This is a genomic window from Pseudarthrobacter sp. alpha12b, from assembly GCF_054130495.1.
On record NZ_CP196746.1, the window covers coordinates 3186232 to 3211530 of the forward strand.

At 65.7% G+C, this 25299-nt stretch carries 22 protein-coding genes; 13 read left to right on the forward strand and 9 right to left on the reverse strand.

Annotated elements, in window-relative coordinates; translation table 11 throughout:
* The first annotated feature begins 4 nt into the window (after window positions 1–4).
* The 5 genes from ACTAQI_RS14765 to ACTAQI_RS14785 all read left to right on the forward strand — a co-directional run bounded on the left by ACTAQI_RS14765 (window position 5) and on the right by ACTAQI_RS14785 (window position 6597).
* Window positions 5–943 (forward strand): carbohydrate ABC transporter permease, encoded by a 939-nt coding sequence (locus tag ACTAQI_RS14765; protein WP_457946833.1) that lies wholly within the window; start codon window positions 5–7, stop codon window positions 941–943.
* Window positions 940–1842: a carbohydrate ABC transporter permease gene (locus tag ACTAQI_RS14770; RefSeq protein WP_457946835.1), complete on the forward strand. Its 903-nt coding sequence runs from the start codon at window positions 940–942 to the stop codon at window positions 1840–1842. The genes ACTAQI_RS14765 and ACTAQI_RS14770 overlap by 4 nt, the downstream gene beginning before the upstream one ends.
* A gap of 55 nt (window positions 1843–1897) precedes the next feature.
* Complete coding sequence (locus ACTAQI_RS14775; RefSeq protein WP_457946837.1) at window positions 1898–3613, forward strand: glycoside hydrolase family 13 protein; 1716 nt, start codon at window positions 1898–1900, stop codon at window positions 3611–3613.
* Window positions 3614–3776: 163 nt separating this feature from the next.
* Window positions 3777–5690 (forward strand): alpha-amylase family glycosyl hydrolase, encoded by a 1914-nt coding sequence (locus tag ACTAQI_RS14780; RefSeq protein WP_457946839.1) that lies wholly within the window; start codon window positions 3777–3779, stop codon window positions 5688–5690.
* A 52-nt stretch (window positions 5691–5742) separates the two neighbouring features.
* Window positions 5743–6597 (forward strand): prephenate dehydratase, encoded by an 855-nt coding sequence (locus ACTAQI_RS14785; protein WP_457946841.1) that lies wholly within the window; start codon window positions 5743–5745, stop codon window positions 6595–6597.
* On the opposite strand, the gene ACTAQI_RS14790 is transcribed toward ACTAQI_RS14785, so the two are convergent.
* Window positions 6570–8492 (reverse strand): FAD-binding monooxygenase, encoded by a 1923-nt coding sequence (locus ACTAQI_RS14790; protein ID WP_457946843.1) that lies wholly within the window; start codon window positions 8490–8492, stop codon window positions 6570–6572. The two genes, ACTAQI_RS14785 and ACTAQI_RS14790, sit on opposite strands and share 28 nt — an antisense overlap.
* Before the next feature lie 230 nt (window positions 8493–8722).
* Here ACTAQI_RS14790 and ACTAQI_RS14795 point away from each other — a divergent pair, with 230 nt between their 5' ends.
* From ACTAQI_RS14795 to ACTAQI_RS14820, 6 genes are read left to right on the forward strand one after another with little or no spacing between them, the layout of a single operon-like run.
* Window positions 8723–10192 (forward strand): fumarylacetoacetate hydrolase family protein, encoded by a 1470-nt coding sequence (locus ACTAQI_RS14795; RefSeq protein WP_457951070.1) that lies wholly within the window; start codon window positions 8723–8725, stop codon window positions 10190–10192.
* The gene (locus ACTAQI_RS14800) at window positions 10185–10844 is read left to right on the forward strand and encodes a GntR family transcriptional regulator (protein ID WP_457946845.1); all 660 of its coding nucleotides are present in this window, start codon (window positions 10185–10187) and stop codon (window positions 10842–10844) included. The genes ACTAQI_RS14795 and ACTAQI_RS14800 overlap by 8 nt, the downstream gene beginning before the upstream one ends.
* 47 nt (window positions 10845–10891) lie before the next feature.
* Window positions 10892–12403 carry a 5-carboxymethyl-2-hydroxymuconate semialdehyde dehydrogenase gene (gene hpaE, locus ACTAQI_RS14805; protein ID WP_457946847.1) on the forward strand — a complete coding sequence of 504 codons (1512 nt, stop codon included), beginning with the start codon at window positions 10892–10894 and terminating at the stop codon, window positions 12401–12403.
* A 33-nt stretch (window positions 12404–12436) separates the two neighbouring features.
* Window positions 12437–13522 (forward strand): 3,4-dihydroxyphenylacetate 2,3-dioxygenase, encoded by a 1086-nt coding sequence (gene hpaD / locus ACTAQI_RS14810; RefSeq protein ID WP_457946848.1) that lies wholly within the window; start codon window positions 12437–12439, stop codon window positions 13520–13522.
* 2 nt (window positions 13523–13524) lie between these two features.
* Window positions 13525–14310, forward strand: a complete 786-nt coding sequence (gene hpaH / locus ACTAQI_RS14815; RefSeq protein ID WP_457946849.1) for a 2-oxo-hept-4-ene-1,7-dioate hydratase — start codon at window positions 13525–13527, stop codon at window positions 14308–14310.
* Window positions 14295–15098: an HpcH/HpaI aldolase family protein gene (locus ACTAQI_RS14820; RefSeq protein WP_457946851.1), complete on the forward strand. Its 804-nt coding sequence runs from the start codon at window positions 14295–14297 to the stop codon at window positions 15096–15098. Before hpaH ends, ACTAQI_RS14820 begins: the two co-directional genes overlap by 16 nt.
* A gap of 18 nt (window positions 15099–15116) precedes the next feature.
* On the opposite strand, the gene ACTAQI_RS14825 is transcribed toward ACTAQI_RS14820, so the two are convergent.
* The 7 genes from ACTAQI_RS14825 to ACTAQI_RS14855 form a co-directional block, all read right to left on the reverse strand.
* Window positions 15117–15503, reverse strand: a complete 387-nt coding sequence (locus ACTAQI_RS14825; RefSeq protein WP_457951071.1) for a hypothetical protein — start codon at window positions 15501–15503, stop codon at window positions 15117–15119.
* A 181-nt stretch (window positions 15504–15684) separates the two neighbouring features.
* Window positions 15685–16110 carry a heat shock protein transcriptional repressor HspR gene (locus ACTAQI_RS14830; protein WP_457946853.1) on the reverse strand — a complete coding sequence of 142 codons (426 nt, stop codon included), beginning with the start codon at window positions 16108–16110 and terminating at the stop codon, window positions 15685–15687.
* Window positions 16111–16125: 15 nt separating this feature from the next.
* Window positions 16126–17097 (reverse strand): DnaJ C-terminal domain-containing protein, encoded by a 972-nt coding sequence (locus tag ACTAQI_RS14835; protein ID WP_457946855.1) that lies wholly within the window; start codon window positions 17095–17097, stop codon window positions 16126–16128.
* 272 nt (window positions 17098–17369) lie between these two features.
* Window positions 17370–18068: a nucleotide exchange factor GrpE gene (locus tag ACTAQI_RS14840; RefSeq protein WP_457946856.1), complete on the reverse strand. Its 699-nt coding sequence runs from the start codon at window positions 18066–18068 to the stop codon at window positions 17370–17372.
* A gap of 2 nt (window positions 18069–18070) precedes the next feature.
* Window positions 18071–19942, reverse strand: a complete 1872-nt coding sequence (gene dnaK / locus ACTAQI_RS14845; RefSeq protein WP_457946858.1) for a molecular chaperone DnaK — start codon at window positions 19940–19942, stop codon at window positions 18071–18073.
* Window positions 19943–20176: 234 nt separating this feature from the next.
* Window positions 20177–20473 carry a hypothetical protein gene (locus ACTAQI_RS14850; protein WP_457946859.1) on the reverse strand — a complete coding sequence of 99 codons (297 nt, stop codon included), beginning with the start codon at window positions 20471–20473 and terminating at the stop codon, window positions 20177–20179.
* Window positions 20474–20566: 93 nt separating this feature from the next.
* Window positions 20567–21313 carry a TetR/AcrR family transcriptional regulator gene (locus ACTAQI_RS14855; protein WP_457946860.1) on the reverse strand — a complete coding sequence of 249 codons (747 nt, stop codon included), beginning with the start codon at window positions 21311–21313 and terminating at the stop codon, window positions 20567–20569.
* 124 nt (window positions 21314–21437) lie between these two features.
* Here ACTAQI_RS14855 and ACTAQI_RS14860 point away from each other — a divergent pair, with 124 nt between their 5' ends.
* Window positions 21438–22367 carry an NAD-dependent epimerase/dehydratase family protein gene (locus ACTAQI_RS14860; RefSeq protein ID WP_457946862.1) on the forward strand — a complete coding sequence of 310 codons (930 nt, stop codon included), beginning with the start codon at window positions 21438–21440 and terminating at the stop codon, window positions 22365–22367.
* A 19-nt stretch (window positions 22368–22386) separates the two neighbouring features.
* On the opposite strand, the gene ACTAQI_RS14865 is transcribed toward ACTAQI_RS14860, so the two are convergent.
* Entirely contained in the window at window positions 22387–24588 is a 2202-nt protein-coding gene (locus tag ACTAQI_RS14865) for an MMPL family transporter (RefSeq protein ID WP_457946864.1), read from the reverse strand.
* 208 nt (window positions 24589–24796) lie between these two features.
* On the opposite strand from ACTAQI_RS14865, the gene ACTAQI_RS14870 reads away from it, so the two are divergent.
* Complete coding sequence (locus tag ACTAQI_RS14870; protein WP_457946865.1) at window positions 24797–25297, forward strand: MarR family winged helix-turn-helix transcriptional regulator; 501 nt, start codon at window positions 24797–24799, stop codon at window positions 25295–25297.
* Window positions 25298–25299 lie beyond the last annotated feature (2 nt).

The window sequence follows — 25299 nt, forward strand, 5'->3', positions numbered from 1 at the left end:
ATCCATGTCATCAATGACGAGACCTTCCACCAGAACGGTGGTGGCGGTTCCGGCAGCGGCCAAGGCGACACGTGCGCGAAAGAGCCGGGTCGACCCCCTCTACTACTTTTTCCTCTTCCCCTCGCTGGCCATTTTCACGCTGGCCGTCACACTGCCCGCCGTGCTCGGCTTCGTGTACAGCTTCACGAACTCCGTTGGCTTCGGCGACTTCGAGTTCATCGGCATCCGGAACTTCATCGCGGTCTTCCGTGATGACGGAATCCTTGGCTCCTATGGGTTCACCCTGACGTTCTCGCTGGTGACGGTCATCGTCGTGAACGTCCTGGCCTTCCTCCTGGCCCTGGGACTGACATCCCGTGTCCGCTTCCGGGCGGCGCTGCGCACCGTGTTCGTGATCCCCATGGTGATCTCGGGCATCGTCATCGCCTTTGTCTTCCAGTACCTCTTCTCGAATTCCCTGCCGCTTGCAGGCAAGGCCCTGGGGATTGAACCGCTCACCACGAGCATTCTCGCCAACCCCGACCTTGCCTGGCTGGGAATCGTCTTTGTCACGGCGTGGCAGTCAATCCCAAGTGCGATGCTGATCTACATCGCAGGGCTCCTCACGGTGGCCCCGGAGGTCTACGAGGCCAGCTCCATCGATGGCGCAACGCCCTGGCACAACCTGCGGCACATCACCTTGCCGCTCATCGCCGGGTACGCCGTGATCAATACGGTGCTCGGCTTCAAGAACTACCTCAACGCGTACGACATCATCGTCGGCCTTACCGACGGCGGCCCCGGCGTCGCCACCCGCAGCGTCGCCATGGCCATCTTCCGTGGCTTCGAAGGCGGCGACTACGCCTATCAGATGGCCAATGCCGTGATCTTCTTCCTCATCAGCATCGCCATTGCACTCATCCAGCTTCGCTTCACTCGCGGCAAAGGAGGGATCGCAGCATGAGCAACGCGACCCGCACCATCCCGGCAGCACCAGCCACCGCAGCACCAACCACTGCAGGAAAACGCCGGATCCGTACCGGCCAGGAACGCACAAATTGGCCGGCCACCACCATCCTCATCCTTTGTACGCTCGGCGTGCTGATCCCGCTGTATGTGACCATCAGCATGGCATTCAAAACCACCGGGCAGGCGGTGGACGGCAACGCTTTCTCATTGCCTGCACCGTTGACTTTCGACAGTTTCACCCAGGCATGGACCCTCACAAACTTCCCCCGCGGCTTTGCGATCTCCGTGTTCATCTCCGTGACCGCAGTCATTGGGGAAATCGTCGTGTCGGCGCTGGCAGCCTATGCGATTGTCCGGAACTGGGACCGCCGGCTCTTCCGTTGGTCATTTTTCTACCTGCTGGCGGCAATGTTCATTCCGTTCCCCGTGGTGGCGCTGCCGCAGATCCAACTCACTGGCTTGGTGGGACTCGACAATCCACTCGGCGTCGCGATCCTCCACATCGTCTTTTCCCTGGCGTTCAACACGATGCTTTTTACTGCCTTCCTGCGCTCGATCCCCCTCGAACTGGAGGAAAGCATGCGCATGGACGGCGCCGGAACGTGGCAGGTGTTTTGGAAGCTGATCTTCCCCTTGCTCGGACCCATGAGCGCGACCGTTGGCATTTTCGCCTTCATCGCGTCGTGGAACGACTTTATGATGCCGTCACTCATCATTTCCGACCCGGAACTGCAGACCATCCCGGTGCTGCAGAAGATCTTCCAGACGCAGTTCAGCAACAGCTACAACGTCGCCTTCGCCTCATACCTGATGGCGATGGCGCCCGCCATCGTGGTCTACCTGTTTACCCAGCGCTGGGTAATGTCCGGCCTTACCCAGGGCGCCGTCAAGTAATTACCGGCCCGAGCCACGTCATCGATAGACCACCACAGAACTGAAGGAACCAGACTTGCCCACCACCGCCACCAAGGCAGCCCGAACCGACCCCGCACCAATGGACGATCCCAACTGGTGGCGCCAGGCCGCGGTTTACCAGATCTACCCCCGCAGTTTCGCCGATTCCAACGGCGATGGCATCGGCGACATCAACGGCATCACGGCCAAAGTCCCGTACCTGAAGAGCCTGGGCGTCGACGCCGTCTGGCTGAGTCCTTTCTATCCCTCCGCCCTTGCCGACGGCGGCTACGACGTGGACGACTACCGCGACGTGGACCCCCGGCTGGGCACGCTTGACGATTTCGATGCCATGGCCGCCGCCCTGCACGCCGCCGGCATAAAGCTGATCGTGGACATCGTGCCCAACCATTCCTCGGACCGCCACGAGTGGTTCCGGGAAGCCCTCGCATCCCCCAAGGGATCAGCGGCCCGTGACCGCTACATCTTCCGGGACGGGCTGGGCGACGACGGTGACCTTCCGCCGTCGGACTGGGACTCTGTGTTCGGCGGTCCTGCGTGGGAGCGCATCACCGAACCTGACGGAACCCCGGGTCAGTGGTACATGCACATCTTCGCCAAGGAACAGCCCGACCTTAACTGGGACAACCCGGAGGTCCGCGAGGACTTCCTGCACACCCTGCGCTTCTGGTCGGACCGGGGCGTGGACGGCTTCCGCATCGACGTCGCCCACGCGCTCACCAAGAACCTCGAAGAGACCCTGCCCTCAAAAGCGGACCTCGACGCCCAGGGCGAGGCGCTGTACCTTGCCGGCCAGCACCCATACTGGGACCGCGACGAAGTGCACGGGATCTACGCCGAGTGGCGCAAACTTTTCAACGAGTACAACCCGCCGCGCACGGCCGTGGCCGAGGCCTGGGTGCACGCGGACCGCCGCGCCAAGTACGCCAGTCCGGACGGATTGGGCCAGGCCTTCAACTTCGATCTCCTGCAGGCGGATTTCGACGCCGGGCAGTTCCGCGGGACCGTCACCAGGAACCTCGCCGAGGCCGAGGCGTCCGGCGCTTCATCCACCTGGGTGTTCTCCAACCACGACGTCGTCCGGCACGCCACCCGCTACGGGCTCCCCGTCTCCGGTACGCCGGCGGAAGGGGACATCATGGCCGGCCAGGCCGGGAAGCGCTGGCTGCTTGAGGGCGGCAGGCAGGAAGATGTCGACGTCGAACTCGGCCTGCGCCGCGCCCGCGCCGCGTCCTTGCTGATGTTCGCCCTGCCAGGCTCCGCGTACCTGTATCAGGGCGAGGAACTGGGGCTGCAGGAAGTAGGCAGCGAAATCCCCGATTCGGAACGCCAGGATCCGGCCTTCTTCCGCAACAAGGGCGTGGACATCGGCCGCGACGGCTGCCGCGTCCCGCTGCCGTGGGCCTCCGGGGGCGATTCCTTTGGTTTCGGCCCGGGCGGCTCCCACTTGCCGCAGCCGGAGTGGTTTGCGGGCAGCTCGGTGGAGGCCCAGGAAGCGCAGGGGGACTCAACCCTGTCCCTCTACCGGCATGCCCTGGCCCTCCGGTCGCAGCTCCAAACAGCCGAGGAGCTGGAGTGGCTGGCAACCGGCCGCGATGATGTCCTGGCCTTCCGGCGCCCCAACGGCTGGATTTCCGTGACGAACTTCGGCACGGAGGATTTCAAACTGCCCGCCGGCGAGCTGTTGGTTTCCAGTTCGCCGGTGAAGGCCGGGTCGCTGCCGGGAGCTGCCACTGCGTGGCTCCGGTGACCGCAATCATCCAGTCCCCGGGCCAGCGAACGGGCCGGTGGGCGCCGCACTGCGGGCAATCACCAGCTGGAAATAAATCATTCAAAATCCCTGAAGTGTGACGTGGAATACTTCAGTACAACCGCCGCCGGACGTCCCGGCGGCGGCCGGAAGGGGCTGTGGCATGCAGGGAACCGTTAACGAGGACGAAGAAGCGCGCCGGTATGTGCTCTCCGCGTTGGCAGGGGAACGGCACCCCGGCTCCGCAACGGATCCGGAATTTGACCGGCGCCTCGACGAGCACTTTCCTACCCTGCGAAGCCTGTTCCATTCCCTGTATGGCAACCGGACGGACTGGCTGGACCAGCTGTCCGCCCTGGTGGTCCAGAGCGCACGGTCCTGGCAGGAGCGGTCCCCTGAATTGAAAGCCCTCGACGCCGAGCGGGAAGGCAACCCGGACTGGTTCCAGTCCAACCGGATGCTGGGCGGCGTCTGCTACGTGGACCGCTACGCCGAAAGCCTGGAAGGAGTCCGCGCCCGCATTCCGTATTTCAAGGAACTGGGCCTGACCTACCTGCATCTCATGCCACTGTTCCTGGCACCCGAGCCCCACTCGGACGGCGGGTACGCGGTCTCGAGCTACCGGGAAGTCAACCCCAAGCTGGGCACCATGGAGCAACTGCGGAGCCTCGCCGCGGAATTGAAGGCAAACGGGATCAGCCTGGTGGTGGACTTCATCTTCAACCACACCTCGGACGAGCACGAGTGGGCCCGCAAGGCAGCCGCCGGCCACCCCGAGTACAGCGACTACTACTGGATCTTCCCGGACCGGACCTTGCCGGACGCCTTCGAGGCGAACGTCCGGGAAATTTTCCCCGAAAACCACTCCGGATCGTTCATCCAGATGGAGGACGGCCGGTGGGTGTGGGCCACGTTCCACACGTACCAGTGGGACCTGAACTACTCCAACCCGGACGTCTTCCGTGCCATGGCGGGCGAGATGCTGTTCCTGGCCAACCAGGGCGTGGACATCCTGCGGATGGACGCGGTGGCCTTCATTTGGAAACAGCTGGGCACCCCCTGCGAAAACCTGCCCCAGGCGCACACGCTGCTCCGGGCCTTCAACGCCGTGTGCCGGCTGGCGGCGCCGTCGCTGCTGTTCAAGTCCGAGGCGATTGTGCACCCGGATGAGGTGGCGCTCTACATTGACCGCGCCGAATGCCAGCTTTCGTACAACCCACTGCAGATGGCGCTGATCTGGGAATCCTTGGCCACCCGGGACGTCTCGCTCCTGGCGCAGGCACTGGAGCGACGGCACAACATCCCGGACGGCACGGCCTGGGTGAACTACGTCCGCAGCCATGACGACATCGGCTGGACCTTTGCCGATGAGGACGCCGCGGAACTGGGCATCAACGGCTTCGACCACCGCCGTTTCCTGAACTCCTTCTACGTCAACCGTTTCCCGGGCAGCTTCGCCCGCGGTGTCCCCTTCCAGGACAATCCCAAAACCGGTGACTGCCGGATTTCAGGCACGACGGCGTCCCTGTGCGGCATGGAGGTCGATCCGGCTGAGGCGGTGGAACGGATCCTCCTGGCCCACTCGGTGCCGTTCAGCACCGGCGGCGTCCCGCTGCTGTACCTGGGCGACGAGGTGGGGCAGGTCAACGACTACGGCTACGCGGCCGAGCCCGGCCACGAGGAGGACAGCCGCTGGGTGCACCGGCCGCACTTTCCCAAGGAGCAGTATGCCCGGCGGGAAGACCCCGCCACGCCCGAAGGAGCCGTGTACGCCGGGCTGAAGCGGATGATCGAGGTGCGGGCCGGCACTCCTGAATTTGCCGGGACCACACTGGTCGATTTCAACCCGAACAACCGCAGCGTCCTGGCCTACCAGCGGCCCGGCGACGGGGAGGGCGGTCCCACCATCCTGGCCCTGGCCAACTTCAGCGACTCCGCCCAGACCCTCCCGGCTGATACATTCGGCGGATTCTCCCCTGCCGCCGTCGACCTTCTCTCCGAAGAAGCCATGCAACTGGACCACGGCGTCACCCTCCTCCCCCGGCAATGCCTCTGGCTGCGCGTCACGCCCGCGTAGCATCGCGGGCCTGTTTTCCCAACGGACCCGCGCCCGTGAAACCATACGGATCATGGCCTCCAAGATTGCGTACCAGGGTGAGCCCGGCGCCAACTCCAATATCGCGTGTCAGCAGATGTTCCCGGACATGGAAAGCGTGCCGTGTGCCAGCTTCGAGGACGCGTTTGAGCTGGTGACCAGCGGCGAGGCGGACTTGGCCATGATCCCCATCGAAAATTCCATCGCCGGCCGCGTGGCAGACATCCACGTCCTGCTGCCCCAGTCCAACCTGCAGATCGTGGGCGAGTACTTCCTGCCCATCCACTTCGACCTGCTGGGCATCCCGGGCAGCACCATCGAAGGTGCCACCGAAGTGCACAGCCACATCCATGCGCTGGGCCAGTGCCGGAAGCTGATCCGCGAACACGGCCTCAGGCCGGTCATCGCCGGTGACACCGCCGGATCCGCACGCGAGGTGGCGGAGTGGAACGATCCCCGCAAGCTCTCCCTGGCTCCCCCGCTGGCAGCACAGATCTATGGTCTTGAGGTCTTGGCCTCGGGCGTGGAGGACGACCCCTCCAACACCACCCGGTTCGTAGTGCTGGCCCGCGAGACGGCGCTGCCGGCCCGGGACGAACTACCCGGACCGGCAGTCACCAGCTTTGTGTTCCGCGTCCGCAACGTCCCTTCCGCCCTGTACAAGGCGCTGGGCGGCTTCGCCACGAACGGGGTGAACATGACGCGGCTGGAGAGCTACATGGTGGGCAACGAGTTCGCCGCCACCATGTTCATGGCCGATGTGGAAGGCCACCCCGAGGACCTGCCGCTGAAGCTGGCCCTCGAGGAACTGGACTTCTTCACCACCGAGGTACGGATCCTCGGCGTCTACCCGGCGGCGGACTACCGGGCGGCAGCAGCCACCGCCTGACGCGGCTGCGCGGGTGCCGCCTTGAGGAGAGGTCCGAAGAACGCGGCGAGCTCCGCAGTTGCCGTCAGCGGCAGGACGTTGGCCACATACTGGTCCGGGCGGACCACCACCACGGCACCGGCACGGTCAATGCCGCGGAGCTCGAAGATGTCCGCCTTGGGATCCGTGGCATAGGCCTTTTCGTAGTCCGTGAGCTTGAACGGGCCCACCTGCGGCTTGAAGACGGCGGGAACGGCATTGATGTCGACGGCGGTGTGCGGCTGCTGGTAGACGACCTTCAGGTCGAACCACGCGTCCGGGTCAGCGCCGGCAGGGGTGGCGGCAAGCGGGGACTCCGGCGCGTTGGCGAACCACTCGGCGAGCTTGTCCGTGGCCGAACCGGTGCCCGGCAGGGCGGGGTCCGCGAAGACATAAATCCTCCAGCGGCCGTCAGCCGTGGCGTGGTGGCCCAGGTGGATGGGGTTGGTGTCCCCCACACGGACCACGGGTGCCGATTTGAACCGCTTGCCCACGGGGAACCCGGAAGCGAGGTCCTGGTGGTCGCTGCCGCCAACAATCAGGGACGGCGTGTACTGGGTCATGAAACCGGCGGGGAACTCGGCGGTTTGGACGTAGAAGTCCTCAAGGTCGGACGGGTGCTCGAACTCCTCGGGCTTCTTGGCCATCATGGTTGACCACTCCTTGTCGAAGTCGATCAAGTTCTTGGCCACCACCTGCCGCTCCTCCGAGTACGTGGCCAGCAGGCTTTCCGGGCTCCGGCCTTCCAGGACATGTCCCAGCTTCCAGGCGATGTTGAACCCGTCCTGCATGGACACGTTCATGCCCTGGCCCGCCTTGGCGCTGTGCGTGTGGCAGGCGTCGCCGGTGATAAACACCCGCGGGGTGCGGGTGCCGCGCTCCGCCGGCAGGACGTCGTCGAACCTGTCCGTGAGGCGGTGGCCCACCTCGTAGACGCTGTGCCATGCCACGTTCCGCACATCCAGGGTGTACGGGTGCAGGATTTCGTTGGCCTTGGTGATGATCTGCTCGATGCTCGTGTTGCGTACGTCGTGATGGGTGGCAGGATCCACTTCACCCAGGTCCACGTACATGCGGAACAGGTAGCCGCCTTCCCGCGGAATCAGCAGAATGCTGCCCTTTTCGGCCTGGATGGCGCACTTGGTGCGGATGTCAGGGAAGTCGGTGACGGCCAGGACGTCCATGACGCCCCACGCGTGGTTGGCCTGGTCCCCCGCCAGGGTGCAGCCAATTGCAGTGCGCACTTTGCTCCGGGCGCCGTCGGCCCCCACCACGTATTTGGCACGGACAATCCGCTCCTGGCCCTCGTTGGGTCCGGCGGTGTGGAGCAGCGTCACGGTGACCGGATAGTCGCCCTCAGCGGCGACGGTGAGGCCCTGGAAGTCGTAGCCGTAGTCGGGCTTGAGGCGGGTGGGGGAGTTTGCGGCAAACTCGGCAAAGTAATCCAGCACGCGTGCCTGGTTGACGATCAGGTGCGGGAACTCGCTGATGCCCATTTCATCGTCCACGGCACGGGCGGCGCGGATGACGTTGCTGTGGTTGGCGGGGTCCGGCTTCCAAAACGCCATCTCGGTGATCCGGTAGGCCTCGGCGATGATCCGCTCCGCGAACCCGAAGGCCTGGAAGGTCTCCACACTGCGGGCCTGGATCCCGTCGGCCTGCCCGATGGCCAGGCGGCCCGGACGGCGGTCAATGATGCGTGTGGTGACATTGGGAAACATGGACAGCTGCGCGGCGGCGAGCATTCCAGCGGGGCCGGTGCCGACGATGAGCACATCCACTTCCTCCGGGAGCTCTTCGGGGCGGCTAAGGCCGACGCCGGCGGCCGGCCGGACGCGGGGGTCACCGGATACGTATCCGTGGTGGTGGAACTGCACGGGCTTTCCTCACTTCGTTGTGGATGACTCTCGGTAGATGTGTTCTATATCAGAACAAGAGATTCGATAATCGAAAACAAATAATTTGATTTCCACTGTACGCCGGGTGTGACGCGGGCGACAAGTGGCAGCGATGGGGCACCGGGACCAGCGGAAAACAGGGGTTGACGGACGCGCCAAATGGAGCGATAGTGATCGTATACGATTTCGTACCTGATGAGGAGAAGGCTTTGGAGCAGGTCAACGGCGACACCCTGGCAGCAGCACGCAAGGTGATCGCGGTGCACATCAACTACCCCAGCCGGGCTGCCCAGCGGGGCCGCACCCCGGCCCAGCCGTCCTACTTCCTCAAGCCTTCCAGCTCCCTGGCACTCAGCGGAAGCCCTGTTGAGCGCCCGGCGGGCTGTGAACTGCTGGGTTACGAGGGCGAGATCGCCCTGGTGATCGGCAAGGCCGCGCGCCACGTTTCAATGGAAGACGCGTGGAGCCATGTTGCCGCCGTGACCGCCAGCAACGACCTCGGCGTCTACGACCTCCGCTGGGCTGACAAGGGGTCAAACCTCCGGTCCAAGGGCGGAGACGGGTTCACCCCGGTGGGCCCGGCACTTATTCCGGCAGACGCCGTCGACCCTTCCAAGCTGCGGATCCGCACGTGGCACAACGGCGACCTGGTCCAGGATGACACCACCGGGGACCTGCTGTTCCCGTTCGCCCGGCTGGTGGCGGACCTGTCCCAGCTGCTCACCCTCGAGGAGGGGGACATCATCCTCACCGGCACCCCGGCCGGCGCTTCGGTTGCCAAGCCGGGTGATGTCCTGGAGGTGGAAGTCTCCGCAGGTGACCGCACCACCGGCCGCCTGGTCACCAACGTTGAGGAAGGCACGACGGCGTTCGCAGACTATGGTGCCCAGCCCAAGGTTGATGACCTGCAGCGGGAGGAAGCCTACGGGTCCCGTGAAGCCGCCGGGCTGGCACCTATCGCGGAAGCCGCCGCCGTCCCTGCTTTGGCTCCGGAACTGAAGGCAAAACTCGAGTCCGTTGCCACGGCCACCCTGTCCTCGCAGCTGCGCAAGCGCGGCCTTAACAACGTCAGCATCGACGGTCTGCAGGCCACCCGCCCGGACCGCCGCGTTGTAGGGCTGGCCCGGACCCTCCGCTACGTGCCAAACCGTGAAGACCTCTTCAAGACCCACGGCGGCGGGTTCAACGCCCAGAAGCGTGCCATTGATTCCGTCACCGAGGGCGAAATCCTGGTGATGGAGGCACGCGGCGAAAAGGGCACCGGCACGGTAGGCGACATCCTCGCCCTGCGCGCGCAGGTCCGCGGCGCCGCCGCCATCATCACCGACGGCGGCGTCCGCGACTACACCGCCGTGGCCGGCCTGGAGATGCCCACCTACTTCGCCAACCCGCACCCCGCCGTGCTGGGCCGCCGCCACATCCCCTGGGACACGGACATCACCATCGCCTGCGGCGGTGCCACGGTCCAGCCCGGCGACATCATCGTGGCCGACTCCGACGGCATCCTGGTGATCCCGCCGGCCATTGCCGAAGAACTGGTGGAGGACTGCATCCAGCAGGAAAAGGAAGAGACATTCATCTTCGAGATGGTCAAGCAGGGCAACAGCGTGGACGGCCTCTACCCGATGAACGCCGACTGGCAGGCACGGTACAAGGAATGGGAAGCAGCCAATGACTGAGACAGTGATGGTTGCCGGCAGCAAGTCCGAGCAGGCGTACACGGCCGTCAAGGCCCGGATCGTGGAGGGTGCGTACACCCCCGGCTACCGGCTGGTCCTGGGCGCCATCGCCAAGGACCTCGGCTTCAGCGTGGTTCCGGTCAGGGAAGCCATCCGACGGCTGGAGGCAGAGGGGCTGGTGACATTTGAACGGAACGTCGGTGCCACCGTGGCCGGAATCGACCCCACCGAGTACCTCTACACCATGCAGACTCTCAGCATTGTGGAGGGTGCCGCCACCGCCATGTCCGCCCCGCTGATCGATGCCGCTGCGATTGCGCGCGCCCGTGCCGTGAACCAGGAGATGCGGGAATGCCTGGACCACTTCGATCCGGTCCGCTTTACCCAGCTCAACCAGGACTTCCACAGTGTCCTGTTCGAGCACTGCCCCAACCCGCACATCCTGGACCTGGTGCACCGCGGCTGGAACCGGCTCGCAGCACTGCGGTCCTCTACCTTCCGTTTCGTCCCCGGCCGCGCCCGTGGCTCGGTCGAGGAACACGAAAACCTGCTGCAGCTCATCGAAACCGGAGCCGATGCCGACACGATCGAAAAAGCGGCCCGCCGGCATCGGACTGCCACCTTGGACGCTTACCTCGCCCAAACCAATTAGTACGCACTGACCACTCGCACCAAAAGAACACAGTAAGGACTTCAACGATGACTGCCTCTGTAGAAACCGCCAAGCACTACGTCCCCGAGGACCTGCCCACCCACATCCAGCATTACATCAACGGCCAGTTCGTTGACTCTGTAGGCGGCAAGACCTTCAACGTCCTGGACCCTGTCTCCAACCGAAACTATGCCACCGCCGCGGCCGGCCAGAAGGAGGACATTGACCTCGCCGTCGCCGCAGCCCGGGAAGCGTTCACCAACGGCCCGTGGCCGAAGATGAAGCCGCGCGAACGCGCACGCGTCCTGAACCGGATCGCCGACGCCGTCGAAGCCCAGGAAGCCCGGCTCGCCGAACTGGAAACGTTCGACACCGGCCTGCCCATCACCCAGGCCAAGGGCCAGGCGCTGCGCGCGGCTGAGAACTTCCGGTTCTTCGCGGACCTGATCGTGGCGCAGTTCGATGACGCCATGAAGGTTCCGGGCTCGCAGATCAACTACGTGAACCGCAAGCCGATCGGCGTCGCAGGCCTGATCACCCCGTGGAACACCCCGTTCATGCTGGAGTCCTGGAAGCTCGCCCCGGCCCTGGCCACGGGCAACACCGTGGTCCTCAAGCCGGCCGAGTTCACCCCGCTCTCCGCGTCCCTATGGGCAACGATCTTCAAGGACGCGGGGCTGCCCGATGGTGTCTTCAACCTGGTCAACGGCCTGGGTGAGGAAGCCGGCGACGCCCTGGTCAAGCACCCGGATGTCCCGCTGATCTCCTTCACCGGCGAGACCACCACGGGGCAGACCATCTTCCGCAACGCCGCCGCCAACCTCAAGGGCCTGTCCATGGAGCTCGGCGGCAAGTCCCCCTGCGTCGTCTTTGCCGACGCCGACCTGGACGCCGCAATCGATTCCGCCCTGTTCGGCGTCTTCTCCCTCAACGGCGAGCGCTGCACGGCCGGATCCCGCATCCTGGTGGAGCGCGCCATCTATGACGAGTTCTGCGAGAAGTACGCCGCCCGCGCAAAGAACATCGTGGTGGGCGACCCGCACGACCCCAAGACCCAGGTGGGCGCCCTGGTCCACCCGGAGCACTACGAGAAGGTGGCGTCCTACGTGGAGATCGGCAAGTCCGAAGGCCGGCTCCTGGCCGGCGGCGGCCGCCCCGACCACCTGCCCGAGGGCAACTACATCGCACCCACGGTGTTTGCCGACGTCGCCCCGGACGCCCGGATCTTCCAGGAGGAAATCTTCGGACCCGTCGTGGCCATCACCCCGTTCGAGAACGACGACGAGGCCCTCGCCCTGGCCAACAACACCAAGTACGGCCTCGCCGCCTACATCTGGACGCAGAACCTGACACGGGCCCACAACTTCTCGCAGAACGTCGAAGCAGGGATGGTGTGGCTCAACAGCCACAACGTCCGCGACCTGCGCACCCCGTTCGGCGGCGTCAAGGCCTCCGGCCTGGGCCACGAGGGCGGCTACCGCTCCATCGACTTCTACACGGACCAGCAGGCCGTGCACATCACGCTCGGCACCGTCCACACCCCCAAATTCGGCGCCTAGCCACTAAAACCCTTTCAAAGAAGAGAGACTCCAATGACCAACTTCGTTCCCACCCCTTCCGTCCCGGCACCGGACATCGTCCGCTGCGCCTACATGGAAATCGTCGTCACCGACCTTGCCAGGTCCCGTGAGTTCTACGTGGACGTCCTGGGCCTGCACGTCACCGAGGAAGACGAAAACAACATCTACCTGCGCTCCCTGGAGGAGTTCATCCACCACAACCTGGTGCTCCGCAAAGGCCCCATCGCCGCCGTCGCAGCCTTCGCCTACCGCGTGAAGTCCCCCGCCGAGGTGGACGCCGCCGAGGCCTACTACAAGGAACTCGGCTGCCGCGTGGAGCGCCGCAAGGAAGGCTTCACCAAGGGCATCGGCGACTCCGTCCGCGTCGAGGACCCGCTGGGCTTCCCCTACGAGTTCTTCTACGACGTTCAGCACGTGGAGCGCCTCACCCAGCGCTACGACCTCTACTCCGCCGGCGAACTGGTGCGCCTGGACCACTTCAACCAGGTCACCCCAGACGTCCCCCGCGGCCGCGCCTACCTCGAGGACCTGGGCTTCCGCGTCTCCGAAGACATCAAGGATGCCGACGGCGTCACGTACGCCGCGTGGATGCACCGCAAGCAAACCGTGCACGACACCGCCCTGACCGGCGGCAACGGCCCGCGCATGCACCACGTCGCGTTCGCCACGCACGAGAAGCACAACATCATCCAGATCTGCGACAAGATGGGCGCCCTGCGCATCAGCGACCGGATCGAACGCGGCCCCGGCCGGCACGGCGTGTCCAACGCCTTCTACCTCTACATCCTGGACCCGGACGGCCACCGCATCGAGATCTACACCCAGGACTACTACACCGGCGATCCCGACAACCCCACCATCACCTGGGACGTCCACGACAACCAGCGCCGCGACTGGTGGGGCAACCCCGTGGTCCCCTCCTGGTACACCGAGGCCTCCCTGGTCCTGGACCTGGACGGGAACCCGCAGCCGGTCATTGTCCGCGAGGAAAAGTCCGAGATGGCGGTGACGGTTGGCGCCGACGGTTTCTCGTACACGCGCAAGGAAGGCTCCGCCGAGGGTGACCGGACCGGCTTCAAGCTGGGAGTGCAGGTCTGACCATGCTGGAGCCAAAGACGATTGAGGCCATCGCGGACGAGCTGGTGGAGGCTGGCCGTTCCCGCACCCCCGTTCCCCGGCTGACGGCCCGCTACCCGGAGATGACGGTGGAGGATTCCTACGCCGTGCAACAGTTGTGGCGTCGCCGGAACGAGGACGCCGGCCGGACCCTGGTGGGGCGCAAGATCGGCCTCACGTCCAAGGCAATGCAGGCCGCCACCGGCATCACCGAACCGGACTATGGCGCCATCTTCGACGACATGGTGCTGGAGACCGGCTGCTCCGTGCAATGGGACCGGTACACACACCCACGGGTGGAGGTGGAGCTGGCGTTCGTCCTGAAGGACGGACTGAAGGGCCCGGGCGTGACCATCTTCGATGTCCTGAAGGCCACCGACTACGTGGTGCCGGCCCTCGAGATCCTGGATTCCAGGATCGAGATGGAGGGCCGGACCATCGTGGACACCATCTCGGACAACGCCGCGATGGGCGCCATGGTGATCGGCGGGAATCCGGTGAAGCCGGATGCCGTGGACCTGCGCTGGGTCTCGGCCATCCTGTACAAGAACCAGACCGTGGAGGAGACCGGTGTGGCCGCCGGCGTCCTGGACCACCCCGCCAACGGGGTGCACTGGCTGGCCAACAAGATCGCCGCCCACGGCGACTCGCTCAAGGCCGGGGACATCATCCTGGCCGGATCCTTCACCCGCCCCCTGTGGGTCTACAAGGGCGACACCGTCCACGCCGACTACGGACCACTGGGGAGTGTCACATGCCGCTTCGAATAGAAGACACCTTCCGCACCGCCCTCGCTGCTGCCAACCGGCCGCTGGCCGGGATGTGGGTGTGCTCCGGCAGCCCGCTGATCGCCGAGCTCTGCGCAGGGTCCGGCCTGGACTGGCTCCTGGTCGATGCCGAACACAGCCCCAATGGGCTCGAGTCCATCCTGGCGCAGCTGCAGGCGATCCACGGCTACCCGGTGCACACCGTGGTCCGGCCGCCGGTCAACGACACCGTGGTGATCAAGCAGTACCTGGATCTGGGCGTGCAGAACCTGTTGATCCCCATGGTCAACTCGGTGGCGGAGGCTGAAGCTGCCGTTGCGGCCACCCGCTACCCGCCGCAGGGCGTCCGCGGCGTTGGTTCGGCGCTGGCCCGCGCCGCCCGCTGGAACCGGGTCCCTGATTACCTGGCCCGGGCCAATGAGACCATCAGCGTCACCGTCCAGATCGAGTCGACGGCGGCCGTCGAGGCAGTGGAGGACATCCTCAAGGTCGACGGCGTGGACGCCGTCTTCGTCGGCCCCTCCGACCTCGCCGCGTCCATGGGCCTGCTGGGGCAGCAGGAACACCCCGAGGTGCGCGCCGCCGTCGAACACTGCCTGGCAGCTGCGAAGGCGGCCGGGAAGCCTGGCGGCGTCAACGCCTTCAACCCCGACACGGCGGAGCACTACCTCAACAGCGGCGCCGCCTTCATCCTGGTGGGGGCCGACGTCGCTCTCCTGGCACGCGGCTCCGAAGCCCTCGCTGCGAAGTACATCCCCCAAACCGGCGGCGACACCCCTGCCAGCTACTGACAAAAGGTGCGGGCGTCGCTACCCCATCGCAGGGGCGGTGGACGTCCGCCCGGCGAACTGTTTGCGGGCCCACCGGGCGAGCTTCTTGCCCTTCCCCTTCCACCAGTTGTCCTCGTCCTTGTTGTAGTGGAACCGGAAGACGATGGCCACCAGCACGAACATGCCCATCACCACATCAACCCAGGACGACACCACCAGGGCGATGAAGACTGTCAGGGCGTTGGCCATGATCGAGGGGATGGCCAGGGTGCGGAATACGGTGCTGGCCACGTAGCGCCGGTGCGACCTCGGGACGGACAACTCGCGGACCATGTCGAAGCAGACGCAGGCCACCACAATGGTCTGTCCGATGGCCAGCAGGACCTGGCCCGGCACGGAGCCGCTGAAGGCGGCCACGGCTTCCATTCCCGGGCTCATGGCCGGGCCTTGCTGTTGAGACCTTTGCTGAGAACCTTAAACACGGAAAACCCCCAGAACTTGCGGAACCATCGCCGCTGATCCGGCGATGGTTCCATTCAAGTTTCAGGGGGCTTTTCCGTCACGAGTAGTGGGTACTCTATTTTCGCGGAACGCCGGAATGCGGTACTTACTGCCCGATTGCCCGCGGCCGCCACACCACCACGGCCTGCGACCTCGGCCGGGGCCGCTGCCCGCGCGCCAGGCTCACCACGTCACCGGCTGCACCGGCAGCAAAAATCCGGGAGTCCACCGCACGCGGACGGCGTCCGAGTTCCTCGGTAAGTTCCGAGATCCGGCTTTGGAGGGCGGCCACCTGGTTTTCGAGTTCCAGGATGCGCTTGATCCCCTCCAGCGACACGCCCTCGTGGGACAGCCGCTGTACCTCCCGCAGCGTGTTCACGTCACGCTGCGAGTAGCGCCGGGACTTGCCCGGGGCACGGCTGGGCTTGACGATGCCAAGCCTGTCGTACTGCCGCAGGGTCTGCGGGTGCATGTCCGCCAGCTCGGCCGCCACGGAGATCACGAAGATCGGTTGGTCAACACTGATGTCCACGGCTCACCTCCGCTCCTAGAGCCGGGCCTTGGCTGCCAGGCCCTCACGGACATCCGCCGACGACGTGGCCTCGGCGAACGCCTTGACCGCAGCTTCGGCATCCTTGTTGAGATTCTTGGGAACTGCGACGTCGATGGTCACCAACAGGTCTCCGGTCACCTTGGACGTCTTCACGCCTTTGCCCTTGACCCGCAGGGTACGGCCCGACGGCGTGCCCGCCGGGACACGCACCTTCACCTTGTCGCCGTCGATGGTGGGAACTTCGATGTCCGCTCCCAAAGCAGCCTCCGGGAAGGTGACGGGGACGTGGATGCGGAGGTTGTCGCCGTCGCGCGTGTAGAACGCGTGGGGCTGGACGGCGACGGACACGACCAGGTCGCCGTTGCCGGCGGCACCGGGCTGGCCTTTGCCGCGCACCCTGACCTTCTGGCCGTCCTTGATGCCGGCCGGAACCCGGACGTCGATGACCTCGCCGCTGGGTTCGCGCAGTCCGATGGTGGTCCCCCGGATGGAACCGGCGAAGGAAATGCTGGTGGACGCGGTGCGGTCCGCACCCTTCTGCGGGGTGCGCTGGAAGCCGGGAGCACCGCCAAAACCGCCAAAGAGATCTGCGAACTCGGGCGGGATGCCGCCGCCCGCGGGGTTGAAGCCGCCCGCATGGCGCCCGGTGTTGCCCGTGAACAGGCCGCCGAACATATCCTCGAACCCGCCGTTGGTAGCGCCCGCGCCACCGGGGGCGAAACGTGCCCCGCTGCCCATGGCCCGGATGGCGTCATACTGCTGGCGCTCGTCGGGATCCGAGAGCACCGAATAAGCCTCGGAGATGTCCTTGAACTTCTTCTCGGAAGCAGCGTTCCCCGCATTCGTATCAGGGTGGTGCTGCCGCGCAAGCTTCCGGTAGGCCTTCTTGATATCGGCTTCGGAAGCGTCCTTGGCAACACCAAGGATCTTGTAAAAGTCCTTGTCCACCCAATCCTGGCTAGCCAATGGCGTTTCCTTTCAAAGTCTTCTAACTAACAGCTCTCCGCGGTACAGGGGCCCCCGCCCCTACGCGTGGTGGCTTGGTCCTCACGGACCAAGCCACCACGCTCCGGCAGGCCCGATGCCACTCCCGGGGCCCCTGTACCGCTGCGAGCTTTGTGGTTACCTCACCTTAGGCGAGATCACCCCCGGCGCGGAGGCCGGATATGGGGCGGCGGTGTGGAGGGCGCCGCGAAGCGGGCACCGCCCCATATCCGGCGTAGCGCCAAGTACCCCGACTAAGCCGGGACCGCGACGATGACCTGGGCTGCGCGGAGCACGCGGTCGCCTGACTTGTAGCCTGAGCGGAGCACCTGGCTGACGGTGTCAACCTCGATGTCCTCGCCAGGCTGCTGGATCAGGGCCTCGTGGATCGTGGGATCGAACTCCACGCCGGTCTCGTTGATGCGGACCAGGCCGTAGGTCTTCAGCGCGTTCTCCAGTTTGGTGGCGATCGCGGCGAAGGGACCGTCGGTCAGGTCACCGTGCTGCCGTGCGGCGTCGACGTCGTCCAGGACCGGAAGCAGGGAGTTCAGGACGCCGATGACGGCCATTTCCCCTGCCACGGCGCGGTCGCGTTCAACGCGCTTGCGGTAGTTGACGTACTCAGCCTGGAGGCGGAGCAGGTCATTGCGCAGTTCGGCTGCCTCGGCGTTGCCGGATGATCCTGCCGGAGTCCCCTGGGCCACGGATTCCTCGGCCGGCACGTCCACGCCGTTGAGAATCTCCTCGGCCTGGGCCAGCGCGTCGCCGTCGGAATCCGCTGCTCCGGCCTGGGACCCGGCCCCGGGGGCGGAGTGGCCGCCCTCGGGGTGCCGGGCCTGCCCGGTCACGGGGTCAACCTTGCGGTTGTCCCGGATGACCGGCTCCCCGTTGCCCTGCTTGGCGTCCTGGTTCGCGGATGAGTTGTGCTCTTCCTCGTTACCGTGGTGCGGCATGGCTACTTCTTCGCTTCGTCTTCGTCGATGATCTCGGCGTCGACGATGTCCTCGTCAGCCTTGCTGCCCGCCGAAGCTCCGGCGGCACCTTCAGCGCCGGGAGCGCCTGAGCCGTCCGGGGAACCGGCCTGGGAGTAGATGGCCTCGCCGAGCTTGGTCTGGGAAGCCTGCAGCTTCTCGAACGCGGACTTCACAGCGGCGTCGTCGGTGCCTTCGAGGGCCTTCTTGAGGCTGTCGACGTCGGCCTGGACCTCGGTCTTGACCTCTTCGGGCAGCTTGTCCGCGTTGTCGGCGATCAGCTTGTCCACGGAGTAGGCGAGCTGTTCGGCGGTGTTGCGGGTGTCGGTCGCCTCGCGGCGGGCCTTGTCCTCGGCTGCGTGCTCCTCGGCGTCACGGACCATGCGGTCGATGTCTTCCTTGGAGAGGCTGGAGCCGCCGGTGATGGTCATGGACTGTTCCTTGCCGGTGCCCTTGTCCTTCGCGGAGACGTGGACGATGCCGTTGGCGTCGATGTCGAAGGTGACCTCCACCTGGGGAACGCCGCGCGGTGCCGGAGCGATGCCGGTCAGCTCGAACGTGCCCAGCGGCTTGTTGTCCCGGGTGAACTCACGCTCACCCTGGAAGACCTGGATGGCCACGGACGGCTGGTTGTCATCCGCCGTGGTGAAGGTCTCGGACCGCTTGGTGGGGATGGCGGTGTTGCGCTCGATCAGGTGCGTCATCACGCCACCCTTGGTCTCGATGCCCAGGGACAGCGGGGTGACGTCGATCAGGAGGACGTCCTTGCGCTCACCCTTCAGCACACCGGCCTGCAGGGCTGCGCCGACTGCCACGACCTCGTCCGGGTTGACGCCCTTGTTGGGCTCCTTGCCACCGGCCAGTTCCTTCACCAGCTCGGACACGGCGGGCATACGGGTGGAGCCACCCACCAGCACGATGTGGTTGATGTCGGAAAGCTTGATGCCGGCTTCCTTGATGACGTCGTGGAACGGCTTCTTGGTGCGCTCCAGCAGGTCCTTGGTGAGGTCCTGGAACTTGGCGCGGGTCAGCTGCTCGTCCAGGTGGACCGGGCCGTCGGGGGTGACGGACAGGTACTGGAGCGAGACGTTGGTGCTGGACGAGGAGGAGAGTTCCTTCTTGGCCTGCTCGGCTGCTTCGCGGAGGCGCTGGAGGGCGATCTTGTCCTTGGAGAGGTCGATGCCCTTGACCTTGAGCTGGTTCAGCAGGTAGTCAACGACGCGCTGGTCCCAGTCGTCGCCGCCCAGGCGGTTGTCACCGGCGGTGGCGCGGACCTGGATGGTGGAGAAGTTGTCTTCGTCCTTGCCGACTTCCAGCAGGGAGACGTCGAAGGTACCGCCACCGAGGTCGAAGACCAGGATGAGTTCGTCTTCCTTGCCCTTGTCCAGGCCGTAGGCCAATGCCGCGGCGGTGGGCTCGTTGACGATGCGCAGGACGTTCAGGCCCGCGATTTCGCCGGCCTCCTTGGTGGCCTGGCGCTCGGCGTCGTTGAAGTAGGCCGGGACGGTGATGACGGCGTCGGTGACCTTTTCACCCAGGTAGGACTCGGCGTCGTTCTTCAGCTTCATGAGGATACGAGCGGAGATTTCCTGCGGGGTGTACTTCTTGTCATCGATCGCGACGGTCCAGTCAGTGCCCATGTGGCGCTTGACTGAAGCGATGGTGCGGTCGATGTTGTTGACGGCCTGGCGCTTGGCGATCTCGCCGACCAGGACTTCGCCGGACTTGGAGAATGCAACGACCGACGGCGTGGTGCGGCCACCCTCGGCGTTGGCAATAACGGTGGGCTCGCCACCTTCGAGAACGGAGACGACGGAGTTGGTGGTTCCGAGGTCGATACCTACTGCACGTGACATGTGTTGCTTCCTTCTTTCCTTGGAAACTGGCTGGCGCCCTAAACATTGAGCGTTCTGCACTCAACTCTACTCAGGGCGCCAGCGATGTCAATCCAAAGTTGAGTGCAGTCCACTCAACTTTGCGTGCAATACGGGATACCCGCCTCGGGATTCCTTGATTTTCCAGGGTTCCGGGCGCAGAATCACGACGGCGGCAGGCCAGTTCGCTTTGGGAGAACGTGCCGCCGGGCTGCTTTAGCGCTCCGGGTTCCGGTCACCGTGGAGCGGGCCACGCTGTTCGGCAGTGGCCTGCACCTGGCCGTCGGTGAGCCCTTCACGGATGGCGTTCTCCGTCCGCGCCCGGCCCGTGGCACCGGCGTCGCCGTAGTCGCCGTCCTCATATTCGCCGTCCGGCGCATCGCGATCGGGCTCGTTGATGGTACCGGCGTCACCGTAGTCCCCATCCACGTACTGGCCGCCTTCGCCCTCCAGTCCGGGGGCGCTGCCACCCTTGCGGGGCTCCTCGGCTGCAACTTCAGGATTCTCAGTCATGGTGCATCTCTCCTTCGAGGCTCCGCGTCCGTGCGGGCGCACTGGCAGTCTATCGACGGGGGCGGCGGACCAACAGGGCCCCGGGGGCACCTGTCAGGAGGCCTGGAGCGGCAGGCCGGCGATACCGGCCAGGACGCCAAGATGGTGGTCGAAGAGCTCCGCGGGAGCCTTGAAGGTGTCCTGCCCGTACTGGTTGAACACCTCGAAGCTGACGGCACCGAAAAGGGAACTCCACACCAGGACGCCCCGCGCCACGAGCTCCTCCGGAACGGCCAGCCCAAACTCCGAACGGATGGCCGCAAGGTCTGCGGCAAGAACTGGCGGCAGGGCCGGATGCCCATCAGGAACCACAAGTTCTCCGGCGCGGGCAGCGGCATCCAGGATGCCAATCAGGCTGACGATAACGCGCGTCCCCGGGCCAGTCGTGCGCTCGGCGGGGGCGTTGTAGCCGGGAACGGGACTACCGAACAGGAGCGCGTAACTGGCGGGTTCGCGCATGGCCCACGCCCGGACGGCATGCCCCAGTGCCAGGAAGCGGCCAACGTGGTCCTTTTCGGCCACGGCTCCGACGGCGGCGTCCACCTCATCCCCAAGTTCGCCGAAGGCATCGATCAACAGCAGCGTCAGCAGCTCGTCCCGGCTCTCCACATACCGGTAGACGGCGGAGGACACCACCCCGAGGTCCCTCGCCACGGCCCGCAGGGAGAGCGCCGCCGCGCCCTGGGTTGCCAAATGCTGCCTTCCCAGCCGGACGATGTCCGCCACGGTTTGCGCCCTGGCCCGCTGCCGGGGCGTCACGGGACGGCCAGCACCGGCGGGCTTACTGTCAGCTTCATTCACGGGTCCAGCATGCCACAAAAGAGAGCAGGAGCATCAAAAGAGAGCGCTGCTCTTGACATTGGCCGGGACGCGTCCCATGCTGTTCCTGAGAGCAGTGCTCTCTCAATCTGACGAGGAGACAAAAGTGTCCAATGTATATGCAGTGACCGGAGCGGGACCCGTGGGCTGGACGGTGGCCGAACAACTGGCGGAGCAGGGCCGGCAGGTGCGCGTCCTGACGCGCTCCGGCAGCGGGCCCCGGCATCCGCTCATCGAGTGCATTACAGGGGACGCCAAGGATCCTGCGATGCTGCGCACCCTCTTTGCCGGCGCCCAGGCGGTTTTCCACTGCATCCACGGATCGGCGTACACCGCCGCGGCATGGAAGGCGGAGCTGCCTGCCGCTGAGCATGCAGTACTCAGCGCCGCGCAGGAGGCGGGCGCCGTCGTCGTCTTCCCGGAAAGCCTCTACTCCTACAGCGAGCCGGACAGCGTCATGACGGAAAGCAGCCCGCGCCAGGCCACTGGTGGCAAGCGGGGCGTGCGGACCGCGTTGCTCCAGGCACGCAGCGCCTCAGCAACGCCAACCGTGAGCGTGGTGGCAGGTGATTTCATCGGGCCCCGGGTCCGGATGGCGCACGGCGGCGAACGCATGGTGGCGCCGATCCTTGCGGGGAAGAACGTCAGCGTAGTGGGGAGCTCCCGGCAGCCGCACTCGTTCACCTACGTCCCGGATCTTGCCGGCGCCATGATTGCGGCAGCTGACAGGCCGTCCGCCTGGAACGCGGTGTGGCATGCACCCACCGGGCCTGCGATCACCCAAAAGGAACTTTCCCACGCCTTCGCGGCGGCGGCGGGGCGGCCCGCCCCCAAGGTGCGCGTCCTTCCAGGCTGGACGCTGAGGGCGGCCGGGCTGGTTTCAGCCGATGCGCGCGAGCTGGCAGAGATGCTGTACCAGTTCGAGCGGCCGTTCATCATGGACTCAAGCGCCTCCGAGGCAGCCCTGGGCATCAGCCCCACCCCACTCCAGACGGCAGCTGCCGCCACCGTGGAGTGGTGGCGGCAGCAGGTTTAGCCCGGGCGGAACGCAGGGGCTAGCGGCTGGGGACCTCTTCCAGCGGTTCGACGCCGGGCTCCCGCGGCTGCACGGCATCACGGCCATCGGTCCGCCCCAGCTTGCTGGGCCACCAGATCTTCGGCCCAATGTCGTAGGCCAGGGCCGGCACCAGCAGCGAGCGCACCAGGACGGTGTCCAGCAGCACGCCGAACGCCACAATGAAGGCCAACTGCACCAGGAACATGATGGGGATGACGCCAAGGGCTGCGAAGGTGGCGGCCAGCACCACACCGGCGGAGGTGATGACGCCGCCGGTCACCACCAGACCGCGGAGGATCCCGGGCCGGGTGCCATGTTTGAGCGATTCCTCGCGGACCCGGCTCATCAGGAAGATGTTGTAGTCCACGCCCAGCGCCACCAGGAAGACGAAGCCGAACAGCGGCACGGTGGCATCCGCTCCGGGGAACCCGAAGAGGTTGTTGAACACGAATGCCGACACACCGAGCGCAGCCGCGTAGGACACCACCACGGAGAGCACCAGCAGGACCGGGGCCACGATGGAGCGCAGCAGCAGCATGAGGATGAAGAGGATGACCACCAGGACCACCGGGATGATGACCACCAGGTCGTGCTGGGCGGTGGTGTTCGTGTCCAGTGCGGTAGCCGTCACGCCGCCCACCAGGGCGCCGGGATCTACGGCTTTCACCTCGGTGCGCAGGGCCTTGATGGTCTCCTCCGCTTCGAGCGAGTCTGCCGCGTTGTTCAGCGTGGCGTTGATGAGCACCTTCCCGTCCCGGACGTCCGGGGCGCTGGGAGTCCCCGGGGCTCCGGTGATGGGCACGCTGCCCTGGCCGAGCAGGTAGGCCTCGCCCACGCCGTCGTCCGCTTTCACCTTGGCCAGCACCTCGGCCGCCTTGCCTTGGTCGGCGACCACGACGGCGGGGCTGCCGCTGCCTGCGTCGAAGTGGCGGGCCAGCGCATCCTGGCCGTCCACGGCATTGGAGGCGGTGAGGATGACGTCCGTCTGCGGCACGCCGTTGGCCTTCAGCTGGAACAGGCCGCCCGCAGCAACCAGCAGCAGGAGGACCGAGGCAACCCAGACGGTCCGGGGCCGCCGCGAGACCAGTGAGCCGGTGGCGCGCCAGAGACCCTTCTGGCCTTCCAGGCCGGTGACCAGCTCGGGTTCGCGCTCGTCGGCAGGGAGGAGCTTGGGCCGGAAGGGCCAGAACGCGGCCCGGCCCAGCAGTGCCATGAGGGCGGGAAGCAGGGTCAGCGCCGCGAACAGGGCACAGAGGATGCCTGCCGCGGCAACGGGACCCAGGGCCTTGTTGGAGTTGAGGTCGGAGAAGAGCAGGCACAGCAGCGCGATGATCACGGTGGCACCGGACGCCAGGATGGGCTCGAAGGATGCTTTCCAGGCGGTCAGGACGGCTGCCGTGCGGTTGGTGGTGTGGGTGAGCGCTTCCCGGAAACGTGCCACGAAGAGCAGGGCGTAGTCCGTGGCCGCGCCGATCACCAGGATGGAGAGGATGCCCTGGCTTTGGCCGTTGAGCTGAATCCAGCCGGCCTTGGCCATGCCGAACACCAGCAGGATTGCTGCGCAGAGGGCAAACACGGACGTCAGCAGCACCATGATGGGCAGCAGCAGGGACCGGTAGACGATCAGGAGGATCACGAACACCGCGGACAGGGCCACGAGAAGGAGGATGCCGTCAATGCCGCCGAAGGCTGCGGTGAGGTCGGCGGCCAGACCGGCGGGGCCGGTCACGAAGGTTTGGGTGCCCTCCGGCGCTGCTTCCTTTACCGTGTCCCGGAGCTCCTTGACGGCGTCCTTGACCTCGGCTGAGGACCCGATGGGGACCACGAACTGGACTGCCTTAGCGTCCTTCGAGGGAATGGGGCCGATCACCGTACTGCCCAGCTTGAGGTCTTCGATGCCGGCTTTCAGGGTAGCCAGTTCACCGAACTGGGCAGGCGTGAACGCCTCATTCTTTTCGATGACGATGATCCCGGGGACCTCGTCCGAGTCGCGGAACTTCGCCTGCCAGTCCTGCGCCTCCGTGGCCTCAGCGCTGGCGGGCAGGAAGGATGCCTGGTCATTGGAGGAGACCTCTTCCAGGCGGCCGAAGGTGGGGCCGCCTACCCCGGCCAGCCCCAGCCACGTCAGCACCAGGACAGCGGGGACCAGCCAGCGCAGCCAGAACGGGACACGTTCCCTGGCAACTTTTGTGCGTTTCATGATGCCTTCCATGGGTGGTCAAGGGGAGTAGTATTTGTTCCAGCATAGATTATCTCCATCACAGAGATAAGTGCCAGTCGAGCTTTTTCTTCCAACGCGGGGAGGCAGGCACGTACCTGAGGGCTCAGGGGGCCACCGCCGCTGGAGTAATATCCGTCAGTACGCCTGGGCAAAATCGCTGGCGCGGAACCGGAAACAGGAGGTGGAGATGGCGGAGGACAACAGTCCGGACGTTTCCCCCTTGGCGCAGTCAGGCCCGGAGTTCGGCCACCCGCTGCTGAGGATCCTGCAGGAGTTCACCATCGAGGCGAACCGCTACGTGGACGCCGCCGGCGACCGGCAAGACATGCACCGCACCGACATGAACGCCCTGGCCGTGATCATGCGCCACACAGCAAGGGGCAATATTGTGACCCCCGGTCTGCTGCGGAAGGAACTCAACCTGAGTTCTCCCGCCACCACGGCCCTGATCGACCGGCTGGACCACTCCGGCCATGTGGTCCGCGAGCGCCACAGCACGGACCGGCGCCAGGTCCAGCTGAAAATGACCCCCAAGGCGTTCCGGGAAGGCGGGGCAATCTTCGCACCGCTGGCGCAGCACATGGGCAGCGCCATGGCCGGGTTCTCCCAGGAGGAACTGGAAACCGTCACGCGCTTCATGACGGCGATGATCGACGCGACCGTCGCGGCAAGAACCGAACCCAGGTAACG